Here is a 15611-nt window from a genome sequence, read left to right on the forward strand (position 1 = left end):
CGTCTTCAAGTGCCGGCGCCCGTGCGCACGATGGTGCCCACATGGTCGCCCCGGAGCGCAGCCGTGAGGCGGCCGGGAACGAGGCCGTTGACCACCTGCACATGGGTGAGATGACGGGCATTGGCCATCAGGTCCGGCAGCACCCGATCGAACGGCAGCGGCCCCTTGGCTTCGGCCAGCGCGGAGGCATGGACTTCCGGCAGGAAGCGGGCGCTTGCCCCGTCCGGCCCGTTGGGATCGGCCGAATAGACGCCGTCCACATCTTCCACCAGGGTCAGCCCCGCCGCCCCCAGCGCATCCGCCAGGAGAAAGGCGCCCGCATCGGCACGATGCGGCGGGATGCGGGAATTGGGGAATTCATGGTGGTGATAGGGCGGGAAGGCGCTGCCCACCACCGCGCGGGCGGCGGAGAGGTGAATGGCGAGCTGGCTGGCAATGGTGGGATGCTCCACATAGGAGACCCCTTCGCTGGCCAGCAGCGCGGCCAGGATGTGCCCGTTCTGCCCCGCCTCGCTGGCGGCGAGCGGGGCGAGCGAGCCCACCGGCAGACCGAGGTCGAGCCCCACGCTCATGACATGCCGCGCCCGCACGCCGGCTCCTGTCAGGATCAGCAACCGATGCTCGGGCAGGAGCGCGCGCAATTCGGCCACCAGGGGCAGGATGGCGGCGGCGCCGCGATCCATGATGGAGCGCCCGCCGATCTTCACCACCTGAAGCCAGGGCAGGAGGCGGATGGGCTTGCGGCCCGCAACCGGCGAGGTCAGGTCGCGGTCGAGCAGCGTCTGGCGCGCGAGCGCGGAGGCCAGATGCTTGATGCTGTTGGAGGTTTCAGCCATGGCGCGCCCTCAGTCGGCGGTGATGATGGTGCCCACATGCTCGCCCGCCAGCGCGCGGGTGAGATTGCCGGGCACGAGGCCGTTGACCACCTGCACCTGGCGCACATGGCGTGCGGATTTCAGGAGGTCCAGAACCGGGAATTCGAGAATGGAATCGTGCAGGCCACGGGCCTTCATCTCATCCACCGAGATCCTGGGAATGAAGGCGATGTCCTTGGACGTCTTGGGATTGGCGGTGAAGAGGCCATCCTCGTCCTTCACATAGATCATGGCCTTGCAGCCGAATTGTTCGGCCACCAGGAAGCAGCCGGCATCGGTGCGGTAGGGCGGAATGACGCCCTGGGCGGCGGGGCGCATCCACAGCGCGTAAGGCGGCATGCCACCGAACACCACCGCATTCACCTCCTCCAGATAGAGGGGAACGGCGGACAATCCCGCCGCCTCGACGGCGGGAATGCCGTGCCGCGCCAGCAATTGCCCGAGCATGGCGGCGTTCTGGCCCGCCACGGAGGCGCCGAGCTGGGACAGGAAGCCCGCCGGCAGGCTGAGATCGGCCGCGATGGAATAAAGATGGCGCGCCCGCGTGCCCGCGCCGGTGCCGATGAGAAGCGTGTGCACCTTGCGGGCGGCCACGATCTCGTCCACCAGCGGATAGACCGCCGCCCGCCCCCGGTCGATGACGCTCTGGCCGCCGATCTTGATCACGGTGGCGTCGGGCAGGATGCGGAAATCGCTCGCCGTCTCCGCGGCTTCAAGCAGCTGCGGATCGGTGAGGGATCGCTGCATCAGGAGCCTCTCAAGCTCCGCTGTGGGTTCGGCCATGCGCGCGCCTTTCGCTGGGCTGTCCTATATCTAGGTGAGAATAGCTCGATAACGGTTAGCACGCACCGCAACAATCTGGGAATGTACGTATGCGCCATGCGGCGGGCGCCGCCCACGGCGGGCCCCGCGGAGAGTCAGCCCCAGGCAACCGAGGCCCTTTAGCCCTGGACGTGGAAGAGGATCGGGCGCGTGGGCGCTTCGCATCTTCCATCCGGGGAGGACCGAGCATGGACAATGCGCATTCGCCCGAAGGCTTCGAGCCGCGCCTGCCGGATGCGGGGGCGCTTGGGCTGCCGGGCCCGATGGAGCCCGCGCGCGGCCGGCCGACCCGCTTGCGCACCCGCCGGCCCCTGCGCGCCCCTTCTGCGCCTGCCCCCGCTGCCGCAACGCCCCCCGCCTTGCCCGGCCTCACCTTCCTGCCGACCGCCGTGGACGGCGCCTATGAGATTACGCTGACGCCCTTCCAGGATGCCCGCGGCACGTTTGGCCGGGCCTTCTGCGCCGAGACCTTCCGGGCGCGTGGGCTCATGGACCGGTTCGTTCACGCCAATCTCTCCGGCAATCCGAGGAAGGGCACGCTGCGCGGCATGCACATCCAGGATGCGCCCCGCGCCGAGGCCAAGCTGGTGCGCGCCGTCCGGGGCCGGGTGCAGGACGTGGTCGTGGACCTGCGGCCGGCCTCGCCCACCTATCTGCGCTGGGCCAGCATCGAATTGAGCGCGCAGGCCCAGAATTCGGTCTATGTGCCAGAGGGCTGCGCCCACGGCTTTCTCACCCTGGAAGACCAGTGCGAGGTCTTCTACCTGGTGTCCGACGTCTATGCGCCGGACCTCGCCCGCACCTATCGCTGGGACGACCCCGCCTTCGCCATCCAATGGCAGATCGCCCCCACCCTCATTTCCGACCGCGACGCAGCGGCGCAGGATTATCGTCCATGACCTCACAGAAGGCCCCAATGGCGGGCGGCGTGACGCTGAGCATCTGCATCCCGACCTACAACCGGGCTCGGTTCCTGGAGCACCTGTTCCCCCAGATCAAGGCGTGGGGCGAGAGCTGGGACTTCAGCTACGAGGTGGTGGTCTCCGACAACCATTCCACCGACGACACGCCGGAGGTGGTGGAGCGCCACCGCGCAGATGGCCTGCCCATCCGCTATTTCCGGCAGGAGGAGAACAAGGTTCTCTTCAACCTCATCAGCGTGTTCCACCGGGCTGAGGGGCAGTACATGCTGTTCCTCGCCGACGATGACCTTCTGATCCCGGAAGCGGTGGCCGACAATATCCATTTCCTGATGGCCAACCCGGAGATCCGGGCCTGCTATACGCCGTGGGAGGTCTATGACGACCTCAACAAGACCACCACCTGCCTGTTCTACCACCAGCCGGACGAACTGAAGATCTTCGGGCCGGGCGAGGAGGCGGCGCTGCTGGGCTATGTGGTGGAGCACCACATCTTCCCGGAGATCGTCATCTACCGCGCCGATGCCGCCCGCCAGATCACGGCCGCGCCGCGCTTCTGCTACTGGGCCTTCAGCTACATTGCCGGTGTCATCGCCGAGGGGCCGGTGGCCTTCCGCCGGATGCCCTATTTCCGCTCGGTGACGCTGACCCCGGTCATGCCGGAGCGCAGCCAGGCGGGCGTGGATGACGCCATGACCATCTGGGACAATTATCGCGGCGGCATCGAATACATGATCTTCAGCCTGCTGCGCCGGCGCAACCTCGTGCTGAACGAAGAGATGCACCGCGCCTTCCGCGACATGGTGGACGTCTTCGTGGAGACCCGCATGCGGGTCGCCCTGCGCCTGTGGCTGCAGCGCAAGGACTTCATCCGCGCCTATGAGATCATCTGCCGGCTGACCTATCTGGACCCGCGCCGGGTCGCCGAGTTCGAGCATATGGACCAGTTGCCGGTTCTGGTCATGGCGCAGACGCTGGCCCGTTTCGCCAATGGCGTCGCCGGCATCGAGCGGCTCCTGGTGAGCGGCGTGGATGACGGGCAAGCCCTCGGCCAGCTGCTGCGGGACGTGGGCCTGGAGCGGCGCATTCTCGTGCTTCCCCCGCCTGCTGAGCCCAGCGCGAAAACCCTCGCCGGCAGCATCGTCTTCGTCTCCGACGAGAGCCAGCGGCAGGGATATATCGACCAGGGCTATGCGCCCGGCCTCGTGGTCAGCGAGCGGGATATCCGCCAGTCCGTCCTGCTCTGATCGGGCAGGTGTGCGCCCGCATGCCCTCGGCCGGACCGGCGGAGGGCATGCGGGTTTTCTTTTTCAAGGGGGTGCAAGGCGCGGCGAAGCGCTTTCGAGGTCCGGCCCGCGGCAACTTGGCGCGCTAGCGCGTGCGGCCGGCGGGCGGACTGTTCAGGGGCGCATGTCCATCCCGAGTGCCGTCAGGCTGGCATCCTCCGGGAAGCAGGCATGGAAATGGCCGAGGCTCCCCTTGGAGCAGGTCCGCCCCATCAGGCGCTCCGAGGCCCCTGCCCCATCGGGCCGCTCGCCCAGGGTGGAGAGGAACCAGCCGCGGGGGTCCACCCCGAGGGCGGTGGCAAAATCCCGGCGGCGGCGGGGCAGCCCCATCATTCCGGCATAGACCCGCCTGAGGGTGCGCAAGGTGGCCCGCGGCGTGCGGGTGCGCCTCATGTCTGCCGCTGCCTGCGCCGACAGCGGCGCGAGCCGGGACGGCGTGCGGTGAAGCGCATCAAGGAGCGCGACGCACTGATCGGCGTCCCGGACCACATGTCCATTGCGGCCGTCGCTCACGAGGCTCGTCTCGGCCGCATTGTCGAAGACAACGGGCACGACGCCCAGCGACATGGCTTCCACCAGCGCATTCTCGGCCGTGCCGTAGTGGCCCGGGGTCAGCAGATAAAGGAACAGGTCCAGTTCGCTCAGGATGGAGGCGGGGTCACAGGCATAGCCCATGAAGCGCACCCGCTCCGGATGCCGCATGCGCGCCGCCCGCACCGCCACGTCTCCCAGTGGATCGAGATGCCCGAAGAAGGACACCCGCAGATCCATCTCCACCGCATCAATGATGTCAAACACCTGCGGGTGGAGCTTGATGAAATCCACCGTGCCCAGATAACCGCAGCGCAAGGGCGCTTGGGGGAGCGCGCGGACCATGGGGGCGAAGCCGAAGCCAGAATTGGCCACCGAAAACCGCTCGCGTCCCGCCTTGATCACCGGCGCCAGATTGGGCGCGGCATAGGAGCAGGCGGAGGTGAAAAGGGTATGGTCCGCCAGAGCCGGAAGGCCAGCGGGGATCAAGGGCGCATTGAGACCGGAAATGTGGGTCCACAGCGCCAGGCGCATGGGCGGCAGGTCAGCGGTGGCGAGCAGGGCGTAAAGCCGGGGATGGTTCCACCACTCCACCTGCACGATGTCGCTCGCCTCCACCAGACGGACGATCTCCTCAACCGGCGGCGCCACCACGACGTGCCCCCCGGCGGCGGCAATGCGGGACACATAGTCAAGATCCTTGGGCGGCTCCAGCAGCACATAGGTGTGCCGGACCTCGCTCGCCTTGCCTCGGCCGGCGGCCGCGTCCGTCAGGGCCGCCTCCATCAAGGCGGCATGGGCCTTGCCCACGCCGCCGCCCAGATGGGCGCTGATGTGGAGGATCTTCATTCCGCTGCTGCGGGAAGCGCGACGGTGCCGCCGGGCGCGGGCACCGAGGGATCGAGCTGAACCGTCGCCTTGAAGCGCGCCAGCAGCTCGCCCCGATACGGGTCGATGTTGTCGGGGAGGCAATGGGAGAGCTGGCCGCAGCCCCCACACACCGCATTCTCCCGACGCCGTCCTTCCAGATGCTGGAGGCGCAGCGCGTTGAGCGCCGGCGCGTTCCAGATGTCCTTGAGCGAGGTGGTGCGCACGTCGCCCACCACCAGCTTGCGACCCCAGTCCAGGAAGCAGGAGCTCACCAGCCCGTCCGCATTCACCGAGATGCCGTAGAAGATGTAGGGGCACGTCTCGGTCTCGCCGACGGGCTGCTGGTAGATGCCCTGCGAGATGGTCACGCCCGTATGGGCCTCGATGTCGAATTGCGGCCAGCAGGGCGCGAAATTCTCGATGAAAATGCGGTCGCAATGATCGCCGAACGTATCGAAGAAGTCCTGGCGCTGCGCCTCGCTGATCAGCTCTCCGGGGATCTTCACCACCACTTCGCAGTCGCCCTTATTGTCATAGAGCCAGCGCACATTGCGCACGAAGCCGTCGAAATCGAAGTCGACGCCGGTGAAGCGGCGATATTGCTCGGGAGTCATGCCGTCGACGGAGATGTTGATCTTGTCGAGGCCAGCCTCCAGCACAGGGGCGAGGCGCTCAGGCGACAGAAAGGTGCCGTTGGTGGTGGTGTCCACATAGTCCACCTGCCCGCTCGCTTTGGCATAGGCGATCATGTCGGCGAGGCGGCGATTGAGGAAGGGCTCGCCATCCTTGTAGAGGCGCAGCACCTTGATGGGCCGGGAGAATGCCGACAGGTCGTCGATGATCTTGGTGAAGACCTCGAACTTCATGGCGCCCTGGTAGCGGCCTGTGTCGCGGATGAGGTCGCGGTGGCCAGTGGGGCAGAAGCTGCACTGGAAATTGCACGCGCTCGCCGGGTCCACAAAGACAATGTAAGGCGCCTCGAGAGGAATGACCGTCTCCAGCCGCGTGCGGCCCTCCAGGTTGATGCGCGGCTTGATCTCGGCCTTCATGATTGGGCTTCCCCTCCTCGTCAGCACAGCTCCGGCGTCAGGTTGCAGACACCGACGACGGCGGTCGGATCGCCGGGGCGGGGGGGCGCGCTGCCGAATTCCAGCAGGTCGCGGCGCCCCAGGGCGTCCGCCGTCCGCTCCGCCAGTTGCCGGACCGTGACGGGCACACCTGAGCAGACGTTGATTGCGCCAGGCTGTCGGCTTTCAACGATGCGGGCGACCATGGCGCCCGCCACTTCCACGTCCAGGAAGTCGCGCACCTGCGTTCCAGCCGACAGGCGCGCCACCTCGCCGGCGGCGAGCTTGGCCTTGATGTGGGCGACGAGGCGATCGGAATGCTCGCCCTCCCCATAGAGATAGAACAGCCGTGCCCAGGAAAAGGTGGTGCCGCTGCCGGCGAAGAAGGCCTCCAGCAGCTGGAATGTGGCAAGCTTTGCCGTGGCGTAGAGGGTGGCCGGCCCCACTGGGGCGTCCACCGTAAGATGCTCGCCCGGCAGCGCATATTCAAAGCAGGTGCCGATGCCGATCACATGCGGCACGCGCGCCGCCGCGCTGCCATGCGCGAGGGCCAGCGTGCCGCGCACGCATTCCAGGTTGTGCGGCGAGGTGAGATACTGGCCGGGGGTCGCCACCCAGGCCGCATGGATCACGGCGTCGACGCCCTGCGCCGCCTGTCCCCAGAATGCGGCATCCTTGGCGAACAGGTCAGGCGCCTCGATCACCTGCGCCTCATGGCCCAGCCGGCCTGCCGTGCCCGTCCGCACCACCGCCCGCACCCGGTGACCCTGCCGCACCAGCGCCTTGTGGATCTGCCGCCCGACGAAGCCGGTGGCGCCCGTCAAGAGGATGGTGCGGGGTGGCAGGCTGGGCACGATCGGCTCCTGGCTGGCAAAGGCGCCCTGTTCATAGAGGCCCCGCATGGCGCGAGGCTGTCTTTTCCTCGCCCGGGCCGGACACAAGGCTCACGACAGGCCCGCCGGTCACTGTGCCCCGCCCGGTTCGCACCGGATCTTGCCGCAGGGGTCGAGAGGGTGAAGGGATTGCCGATGCTGGACGAAAGACGCGCCCGTGCGCCTTGGCTGTCCGCGCTGGCGCCCGGCCCCGGCCTGCGGCCGGGATGCGCGCACCATCTCAGCCGCCATTTTGCTTCCTTGCCCGACCTTGCCGCCGCCCGCGCGCTGCTGCGCATGGCCAATGCCGGCGCGCCCGCCGGCACGCCAGCGCACCCCGCCGGCGACGACCTGTGGATCTATGGCGCCGGCGCACTGGGCAAGCTGGTCCGGGCCCATCTGGCGGCGGTCGGCCAGCCGGTTTCGGGCGTCATCGACCGCAATGCGCGCGAGTGCACCCGCGATCCTGCCTGGGCGGGGCTGCCCGTGCTCTCGCCCGATGCGGTTCCGGAGACCGTGAAGGCCAAAGCCCTGGTCGCGGTGGCGGTGGTCACCGCGCCCTATGTGCCCCTGGCCCGGGATCTGCGGCGCCAGGGCTTTGCCCGCTGCATCCCCGCCTATGACGTGACCGAGGCCTTCCGCGACCGTCATCCCCTGGGCAATGGCTGGTTCGCCCCACCTCTGCGCGGCCCCGGCCTCGAGGCAGCGGACGCCATGCTGGCGGGCCTCGCCGACGATGCCTCCCGCGCCCATTATCTGCGCTTTGCCGCCTGGCGGCTGGCGCGCGAGGAGTGGGACTTTGCCGGCGCGCCCGTCGAGACCGCCACGCGCTTCCTGCTGCCCGAGATCACGCCGCTGCTTTCACCCTCGGAACGGGTGCTGGATGGCGGCGCCCACCATGGCACGGTGCTCGCACAGATCATTGCCGGCACTGGCGGCCGCATCGGGGCGGCCTGGGCGGTGGAGCCGGACCCGGAGAGCCGCGCCGTGCTGGAAAAGACCATCGCCGCATGGCCCGGAAAGACGATGCGCCGCGTCCGTGTTCTCGATGCGGTGCTGGGCGATCGCGCCCGGCCCGCCTTGTTCCATGCGGGCCTCGGCTTCGCCTCGCAGGTCTCGGCCACAGGTACCCTGGGGGCGCGCCTTACCCCCATCGACGCCCTCAAGCTCAATCCCAGCTTCGTAAAGCTGCACCTGGAAGGGGCGGAGCTGGCGGCGCTGGACGGGGCGCGGAAAACCTTGCTGCGCCACCGCCCCATCGTCGCGGCCACCATTTACCACAATGCCGACGGCCTCGCGGCGACGCCGCTCTGGCTGATGGACACCTTGCCCGACTATCGCGTGCTCATCCGCACCCATGGCTGGTGCGGCACGGGCGCCGTGGTCTACGCCATTCCCAAGGAGCGCCTTCCCTCATGAGCCTCTCACCTGCCGGCCGCATGGTCATGGATCTCGGCATGAACAATGGCGACGACACCGCCTACTATCTGGCCAAGGGCTTCGACGTGGTGGCGCTGGAGGCCAACCCGGCCCTCGCGGCCGCCGCGCGTATCCGCTTTGCCCAGGAGATCGCGGCCGGACACGTCCATCTGGAGGAGGCCGCCATCTGGTCGAGCGCGGGCACCGTCACCTTCCATGTGAACGAGGCGAACGACCATTGGAGCAGCATCGAGCCGGTCTGGGCCGGGCGCGAGGACACGCCGACCCGCGCGGTGGAGATGCCCGCCGTCACGCTTGAGATGCTGTTCGCCCGCCACGGCGTGCCGCACTATCTGAAGATTGACGTGGAGGGCGTGGACTCCATCGTCCTCGAACAGGTGCGGGCGCAGGCGCGGAAGCCGGACTTCGTCAGCGTCGAAGATTGCCGCTTCGGCTTTCATTACATCGCCGCCCTGGCCGAGGCCGGCTATGGCGCCTTCACGCTGGTGGACCAGTCCCAAGTGCCCGCCATGCGGGATCCGGACCTGCCCTACGTCTTCCCGAAAGGGGCATCCGGGCCATGGGGCGAAGCCCTGCCCGGCCCCTGGCTCGACCGGCACGCCTTCGAAGATCTCTACGCCACGACTGTGCGGGACCGCGCGGGCACACGCATCGCGCCACGCACAAGCTGGTTCGACATCCACGCCCGCATGGCGTGACGTCAGCCCCAGGCAAGGCGAAGCGGAGAGGGTGCGCGAAAGCCAACGGGCGGCCGCGGGCCGTGCAAGCAGAAGGATGCGGCATGTCGAAGGCGCGTCGGAACGCCCTGCGGAACGTCTCCCCGCGCGTCATGGCTGGCGCGCCGCGTAGACCGCACGTCCTGCCCTTTCGCGCGACGTCCTCGCACGCGGGGCAGATTGACCTGCAACGGGGGCGGGACGTTTTCCCACGCGACCCGAACGAAGCGATCCGCATCTGGCGCGCGGCCGTCACGGCGGGCCAGTTGACCGCCGAGGATCTCGGACAAGCCGGCCTTGCCGCCTATGAAGCGGGGCGCGATGGAGAAGCCCTGGCCCTGTTCCAGGCCGCAGCGGCGGAAAAGCCGTCCGCGCCGGCCTTCCATGCCAATGCCGGGCTGATCCTCCTGTCCGATCCCCGGCGCCGGCAGGCGGCGGTGGAGAGCCTCAACCGGGCGCTGGCGCTGGAGCCCAACCATGTGGGTGCCCTCCTCAACCTGGCGGCCGTCTGCCTGGACGGAAAGCGCTTTCCCGAGGCGCTCAACCTCTTTCGCCGGGTGCTCCAAAAGGAGCCCGACAACGTCACCGCCCGCCTCGGCGCCGCCAATGCCAGCCGGCAGATCTGCCAGTGGGGCAGCGTGGAAGAGGACGAGGCGTCCCTCGCGCGCCTGCTGGAGCGCACCGGAACGCCGGTGAGCCCCTTCATCCTCCTGTCGTCCCATGTCACGCCCGCCGATCACCTGCGGGCCGCGCGGCTCTATGCGCGCTCTCTGCGCTTTTCGCCGGCCGACCGCCTGCCGCCCGCGCCCCAGGCGCCGGCCGGCCGGCCGATCCGCGTGGGATATCTGTCCAGCGACTTCTACCATCACGCCACGGCCTTCCTGGCTGTGGAGCTGTTCGAGCGGCACGACCGGTCCGCCTTCGAGCTTTACGCCTATTCGCACGGCCCGGACGATGGCTCGGCCATGCGGCGCCGCGTGATGGCGGGGTTCGATCATTTCGTGGAGGTGGGGCACCTCTCAGCCAGCGCGGCGGCCCAGCGCATCCGCGCCGACGGCATCGACATATTGGTGGACCTAAAGGGCTATACGCTCGGCTGCCGCACCGAGATCCTGGCCCTGCGGCCCGCGCCGGTGCAGGTGAGCTTCCTCGGCTATCCCGGCACCATGGGCGCCGATTTCATGGACTACATCATCGGCGATCGGGTGGTCACCCCCCTCGCCCACGCCGGCCATTATGACGAGAAGATCGTCCAGCTTCCCGGCGCCTACCAGCCCAATGACAGCCGCCGCGCCATCGCCGAGACGACGCCCAGCCGTGCCGCCTGCGGGCTGCCGGAGAAGGGCTTCGTCTTCTGCTGCTTCAACAACACCTACAAGATCACGCCGGCTCTGTTCCGGCTCTGGATGCGGCTGCTGGCGCAGGTGCCGGGATCGGTGCTCTGGCTGTTCGAGGCCAATGCCACCGCGCGAGACAATCTCTTTTATGAGGCCGCGAGCGCCGGCATCGACCCGGACCGGCTGATCTTCGCACCGCGCATGGACCTGGCTGATCATCTCGCCCGCCACGCGCATGCGGACCTCTTCCTCGACACCCTGCCCTACAACGCCCACACCACGGCCAGCGATGCCCTGTGGGCCGGTGTCCCGGTTCTCACCTGCAGGGGCGAGAGCTTCGCCGCGCGGGTGGCGGCAAGCCTCCTCACCGCAGTCGGCCTGCCCGCCCTCATCACCACGACACTTGCGGACTATGAGGCCCTCGCTCTGGCCCTGGCACGCGATCCGGTCCGGCTCGCGGCGATGAAGGCGCACCTCAAGGAAGAGCGCGCGCGCGCCCCCCTCTTCGATGCCAGCGCTTTCACCCGGGGCCTGGAGGCCGCCTTCCGCCGCATGCACGCCTTGCGGCAGGCGGGGAAGGCGCCCGAAGCCATTGTCGTCCCTGCGGCCGAGGCTCAGCCGATGTCGAAGGACACGCCCTGCGCCAGCGGCAAGGCGGTGGAATAGTTCACCGTATTGGTGGCCCGGCGCATATAGGCCTTCCAGGCGTCCGAGCCGGATTCGCGGCCGCCGCCCGTCTCCTTTTCGCCGCCGAATGCGCCACCAATCTCGGCGCCGGACGTGCCGATATTGACATTGGCGATGCCGCAATCGGAGCCATCCGCCGCCAGGAAGCGTTCCGCCTCGCGCACATTGAGCGTGAAGATGGAGGAGGACAGGCCCGCCGCCACCGCGTTGTGGGCCTCCAGCACCGCGTCAAAGTCGGTGTATTTCATCACGTAGAGGATGGGCGCGAAGGTCTCTTCCAGAACCGGCCCGCACTGGCGGGGCATTTCCACCAAGGCCGGGCGCACATAATAGGCGCCCTCCGGCCCCGCCTCCGTCACCCGCTCGCCGCCGAACACCGTGCCGCCTTCGGCCTTCGCGGCGATAAGCGCGCGCTCCATGCCCTCGAAGGCAGCGCGGTCCACCAGCGGTCCCACCAGGGCAGAGGTGGTGAGCGGATTGCCCAAGGACACGCTGCCATAGGCGGCCTTCAGGCGCGGAACGAGGGTGTCATAGACGCTCTCATGGACGAACAGGCGGCGCAGCGTGGTGCAGCGCTGGCCCGCCGTGCCCATGGCGCCGAAGGCGATGGCGCGCAGCGCCATGTCGAGATCCGCGGAGGGGCAGACAATCCCCGCATTGTTGCCGCCCAGTTCCAGGATGGACCGGGCAAAGCGCCGGGCGAGGCGCGGCCCCACCTCGCGGCCCATGCGGGTGGAGCCCGTGGCCGAGACCAGAGGCACGCGGGGATGGTCCACCAACACCTCGCCGATGGCCCGGTCGCCGATCAGGACCTGGCTGAGATGGGCCGGGGCATCGCCGAAGCGGGCGAGCGCGCGCTCGAACACCGCCTGGGAGGCGAGCGCCGTGAGCGGGGTCTTTTCCGAGGGCTTCCACACCACCGGATTGCCGCACACCAGCGCCAGCGCCGCGTTCCAGGACCAAACCGCGACGGGGAAATTGAAGGCCGAGATGATGCCGGTGACGCCGAGGGGATGCCATGTCTCCATCATGCGATGGCCCGCGCGCTCGGTGGCGATGGTGAGGCCATAAAGCTGGCGGGAAAGGCCGACGGCGAAGTCGCAGATGTCGATCATCTCCTGCACTTCGCCCAGGCCCTCGGAGGCGATCTTGCCGGCCTCGATGGAGACGAGGCGCCCCAGATCCGCCTTGGCAGCCCGCAATTCCTCGCCCAGCAGCCGTACCAGTTCGCCCCGCCGGGGCGCGGGCACAAGGCGCCACGCCTTGAACGCCGCGTGGGCGGCATCGATGGCGGCGGCAGCCTCGCTCGCCGAGACGGTGCGCAGATGGCCGATGGCCTCACCGGTCACGGGGCTGAAGGACACTATGTCGCCGCCCGTCCAGGCCGCACGAGCGACGCCGAGGCGATCGAGGAGCACGGCGGTTTCCTGCTTCAGGTCAAGCGTCTCGGGCATGGTCTTCTCCGCACGGGTTCACCCCGCCTTCGCACGGCCGCGCAGGACGCGGCGATGGGGCGGTTCATTCATTCGGTCAATGCATGATAATCAAGCGGCCAATGCCGCTACAGCGACGTTTTCGACTTTGTTGATGCGAGATGGGAATGAACCTCACGCGCAGCCTCATCCCGGACCTGGGGGTTTTCCAGGCCTTTGCCTGCGCCGCCCGCCACGGCAGCTTCACCCGCGCGGCGGAGGAATTGAACCTCACCCAGAGCGCGGTCAGCCGGCAGATCCGCACCCTGGAGACCCAGCTGGGCGTCGTGCTGTTCGAGCGCGTGCGCAAGCGCGTGGTGCTCTCGGAAGCGGGGCGGGCCTTGCTGCCGCAGGTGGCGCGGCTGCTGGACCAGAGCGAGGAGATCATGCGCCGGGCGCTGGCCGCCTCCGACGGCAAGGCGCTGCTCACCATCGCCACCTTGCCGAGCTTCGGCAGCCGCTGGCTCATGCGCCGCCTGCCGGGCTTCCTGAAGCTCCATCCCGGCATCAGCTTCAATATCGCCTGCCATCGCGGACCTTTCGATCTGTCGCGCGGGGATTTCGACGTGGCCATTCATTATGGCCAGCCCGTCTGGCCCCATGCCAGTTGCACCTATCTGTGCGACGAACTCATCGTGCCCGTGGCGAGCCCCGCCTTCGCCAGCCAGCCGTCCACGCCCGACGGCATCGCGCACGGCCCCCTCCTTCACCTGAGCACCCGCCCCAAGCTGTGGAGCCAATGGTTCGAGGCGCAGGGCCTGGCGGAAGTGAATGCATTCCAGGGCCACCATTTCGACCAGTTCAACATGGTCATCGAGGCGGCCCTCGCGGGTGCCGGCTTCGCCCTGCTGCCGCGCTATCTCATCGAGGAGGAACTGGCGGCCGGCCGGCTCCTGGAAGCCTGCCCGCGCCCCTTCTCCAGCGCGCAGAGCTATTACATCGTCCTGCCGGAGGGAAAGCAGGAGACGCCCGCCGTCCAGGCGTTCAGGTCCTGGCTTCTGACGCAGGTCTCCACCTATCGGGCCTGAGCCTTACGTCAGATCCATGCGGTAGCGCACGAAGTCGTCGGCCGGCAGGAAGCTGTCATAGAGCCGGCGGGCGGGATTGTCGGCGCGGGTGTGCCAGTAGAGCCGCGCCCAGCCCCGCGCGCGGCCGAGATCCACCAGGTCCTGGATCAAGGCCCGCCCGACGCCCTTGCCGCGCACCTGCGGATCGACGAACAGGTCCTCCAGGTAGCAGATGGGATCGCGCACCCAGGTGCCCTCATGCAGCACGCACAGGCTGAAGCCCACCGGGCGACCCTCGGCCAGGGCGAGGCGGCCGAAGAGAGGGGAGGCGGGATCCAGGATGCGGGACCAGGTGTGGGCCGTCGTCGCCTCCGGCACGCGCGCCGCGTAGAAGGCATTGTAGCCGGCCCACAGATCCCGCCATGCCGCGCCGTCCGCAGCTTCCATGTTCCGGATGATCATATCTGTTGCGCCCGCCATCTCGCCGTCCTGTGTCCCTCGTCGTTTCCCATGCCCGGAGATGGCCCCACGGCCCGGCTCTCAAGCACCAAAGAGGCGCACCTCACAACAGCGGGCCCAAGGGAAGGACACGCCCTGCGATTTGGCCCATGTCAATGCCACCCCTCCCGATCCGGTCAAATGATGCAGCGCACGCTCAGCTTGACCTGAAGCGGGCGATGCGGAAGAAGCGGGGCATGGGCGGGGGCCGATTGCACAGGGGTTCGCGACGGGCGGTCGCCGCGCTTTATGCGCTGGCGATGCTGCTGCTTGGCTTTGCCCACCAGCCGGTGGCGCAGGCCAATCCCCAAATCGACCTGTCCGCTTTCGCTTTGCCCGATGGCAGTTGGCCGGATTTGTGCCGCAGCCAGGAGGACACGCCCCACGACGACTCCGGCGGCGCGGCCCGAGGGCTGATGACCTGCGCGGCCTGCCTGCTGGTGCACGGCGGCGGTCTTCTGCCCAGCCCCATGGCCTTGCCCGCGCCCATCGGCTCCTGGCGCGCGGCGCCAGCGGTGCAAGTGGCGCGCGCGGTGCCGGGACGGGCCATGACGGCGCACCAGGCGCGAGCGCCACCGGGGATCGCACGGCCGACCTGAGCCGGCGCGGTGGATCGTCCCGCGCTGTCCCCTGGCAGGGCCGCTTTGGCCCGGAATACGAAATCTCATCATGTCGAACCTGGATTTCGACGCGCATGCGCGCGTCAGCGGGCGCGCGCGTCCCGCTTTGTCCGTGCGTCCCGTCTATGCCGATAACGGCTTCAACCCGCCCCGCCCTGTGGCGCTCGCCCTGCGACGCGGCTGGGCCGGTTGCTGCCCGGCCTGTGGCGGCGGGCCCGTGGTGACCGGCTTTGCCGAATTGGAAGAGGCTTGCCCGTGCTGCGGCGAGGCGTTGCATCATGGCCGCGTGGGCAATGCCATCGCGCTTTTGGTCGGCCCGGTGGCGCTCGCCCTCGCGCTTCTGGTGGCGGGGGTGCTGGAGGAAGTGGGCGGCGTTTCCCTTCTCCTGGAACTGGCCATCAGCGAGGCGGTGGCGCTCGCCACGGCATTGGCCCTGCTGCCGCGCGCCAAGGGGCTGCTGGTGGCCTATGCCTGGAGCCGGCATGTGGGCGGCTTCGACCCGCTCCTGGAGGGGGAGCCGGATTCGCAGCTTGCCTCCCGCCTCGCGCGGGCCGGCAAAGCCCACTGATCCCCCCGCCCTGCCGGGCGTTT

General features: G+C 68.6%; 15 protein-coding genes. 8 read left to right on the top strand and 7 right to left on the bottom strand.

The features are described 5' to 3' along the window. Positions 1 to 5: 5 nt before the first annotated feature. Both PV781_RS20850 and PV781_RS20855 read right to left on the bottom strand, forming a co-directional pair. A complete protein-coding gene (locus tag PV781_RS20850) occupies positions 6 to 836 on the bottom strand; it encodes an amino acid kinase family protein (RefSeq protein WP_274777548.1) in 831 nt (276 codons plus the stop codon). Positions 837 to 845: 9 nt separating this feature from the next. Beyond that, entirely contained in the window at positions 846 to 1658 is an 813-nt protein-coding gene (locus PV781_RS20855) for an amino acid kinase family protein (protein WP_274777549.1), read from the bottom strand. 227 nt (positions 1659 to 1885) lie between these two features. Between PV781_RS20855 and PV781_RS20860 the strand changes: the two genes are divergently transcribed. Both PV781_RS20860 and PV781_RS20865 read left to right on the top strand, forming a co-directional pair. After that, on the top strand, positions 1886 to 2596 hold the full coding sequence (locus PV781_RS20860; RefSeq protein ID WP_425532444.1) for a dTDP-4-dehydrorhamnose 3,5-epimerase family protein: 711 nt from the start codon (positions 1886 to 1888) through the stop codon (positions 2594 to 2596). Then, entirely contained in the window at positions 2593 to 3864 is a 1272-nt protein-coding gene (locus PV781_RS20865) for a glycosyltransferase family 2 protein (RefSeq protein WP_274777550.1), read from the top strand. The genes PV781_RS20860 and PV781_RS20865 overlap by 4 nt, the downstream gene beginning before the upstream one ends. Before the next feature lie 153 nt (positions 3865 to 4017). Here PV781_RS20865 and PV781_RS20870 read toward each other — a convergent pair whose 3' ends face one another. From PV781_RS20870 to PV781_RS20880, 3 genes are read right to left on the bottom strand one after another with little or no spacing between them, the layout of a single operon-like run. After that, a complete protein-coding gene (locus tag PV781_RS20870) occupies positions 4018 to 5283 on the bottom strand; it encodes a glycosyltransferase (RefSeq protein ID WP_274777551.1) in 1266 nt (421 codons plus the stop codon). Continuing rightward, positions 5280 to 6353: a radical SAM/SPASM domain-containing protein gene (locus PV781_RS20875; protein WP_274777552.1), complete on the bottom strand. Its 1074-nt coding sequence runs from the start codon at positions 6351 to 6353 to the stop codon at positions 5280 to 5282. The genes PV781_RS20870 and PV781_RS20875 overlap by 4 nt, the downstream gene beginning before the upstream one ends. A 20-nt stretch (positions 6354 to 6373) precedes the next feature. After that, a complete protein-coding gene (locus PV781_RS20880) occupies positions 6374 to 7273 on the bottom strand; it encodes an NAD-dependent epimerase/dehydratase family protein (protein ID WP_274777553.1) in 900 nt (299 codons plus the stop codon). A gap of 126 nt (positions 7274 to 7399) precedes the next feature. Between PV781_RS20880 and PV781_RS20885 the strand changes: the two genes are divergently transcribed. The 3 genes from PV781_RS20885 (at position 7400) to PV781_RS20895 (ending at position 11402) form a co-directional block, all read left to right on the top strand. After that, positions 7400 to 8662: an FkbM family methyltransferase gene (locus PV781_RS20885; RefSeq protein ID WP_274777554.1), complete on the top strand. Its 1263-nt coding sequence runs from the start codon at positions 7400 to 7402 to the stop codon at positions 8660 to 8662. After that, positions 8659 to 9381 carry an FkbM family methyltransferase gene (locus PV781_RS20890; protein ID WP_274777555.1) on the top strand — a complete coding sequence of 241 codons (723 nt, stop codon included), beginning with the start codon at positions 8659 to 8661 and terminating at the stop codon, positions 9379 to 9381. Before PV781_RS20885 ends, PV781_RS20890 begins: the two co-directional genes overlap by 4 nt. Positions 9382 to 9665: 284 nt before the next feature. Further along, on the top strand, positions 9666 to 11402 hold the full coding sequence (locus PV781_RS20895; protein ID WP_274777556.1) for an O-linked N-acetylglucosamine transferase, SPINDLY family protein: 1737 nt from the start codon (positions 9666 to 9668) through the stop codon (positions 11400 to 11402). Here PV781_RS20895 and amaB read toward each other — a convergent pair. Next, positions 11351 to 12877, bottom strand: coding sequence for an L-piperidine-6-carboxylate dehydrogenase (gene amaB / locus PV781_RS20900; protein WP_274777557.1), 1527 nt, complete (start codon positions 12875 to 12877; stop codon positions 11351 to 11353). The two genes, PV781_RS20895 and amaB, sit on opposite strands and share 52 nt — an antisense overlap. A gap of 146 nt (positions 12878 to 13023) precedes the next feature. Between amaB and PV781_RS20905 the strand changes: the two genes are divergently transcribed. Next, positions 13024 to 13923: a LysR family transcriptional regulator gene (locus PV781_RS20905; protein ID WP_274777558.1), complete on the top strand. Its 900-nt coding sequence runs from the start codon at positions 13024 to 13026 to the stop codon at positions 13921 to 13923. Between the two features lie 3 nt (positions 13924 to 13926). On the opposite strand, the gene PV781_RS20910 is transcribed toward PV781_RS20905, so the two are convergent. Continuing rightward, a complete protein-coding gene (locus PV781_RS20910; RefSeq protein ID WP_274777618.1) occupies positions 13927 to 14364 on the bottom strand; it encodes a GNAT family N-acetyltransferase in 438 nt (145 codons plus the stop codon). A 233-nt stretch (positions 14365 to 14597) separates the two neighbouring features. Here PV781_RS20910 and PV781_RS20915 point away from each other — a divergent pair, with 233 nt between their 5' ends. Together PV781_RS20915 and PV781_RS20920 are read left to right on the top strand one after the other, a co-directional pair. Next, entirely contained in the window at positions 14598 to 14999 is a 402-nt protein-coding gene (locus PV781_RS20915; protein WP_274777559.1) for a DUF2946 family protein, read from the top strand. Between the two features lie 70 nt (positions 15000 to 15069). Next, entirely contained in the window at positions 15070 to 15588 is a 519-nt protein-coding gene (locus PV781_RS20920; RefSeq protein ID WP_274777560.1) for a DUF983 domain-containing protein, read from the top strand. Positions 15589 to 15611 lie beyond the last annotated feature (23 nt).

Origin of the sequence: Aquabacter sediminis, assembly GCF_028863665.1 — a bacterium.
Lineage (GTDB): Bacteria > Pseudomonadota > Alphaproteobacteria > Rhizobiales > Xanthobacteraceae > L1I39.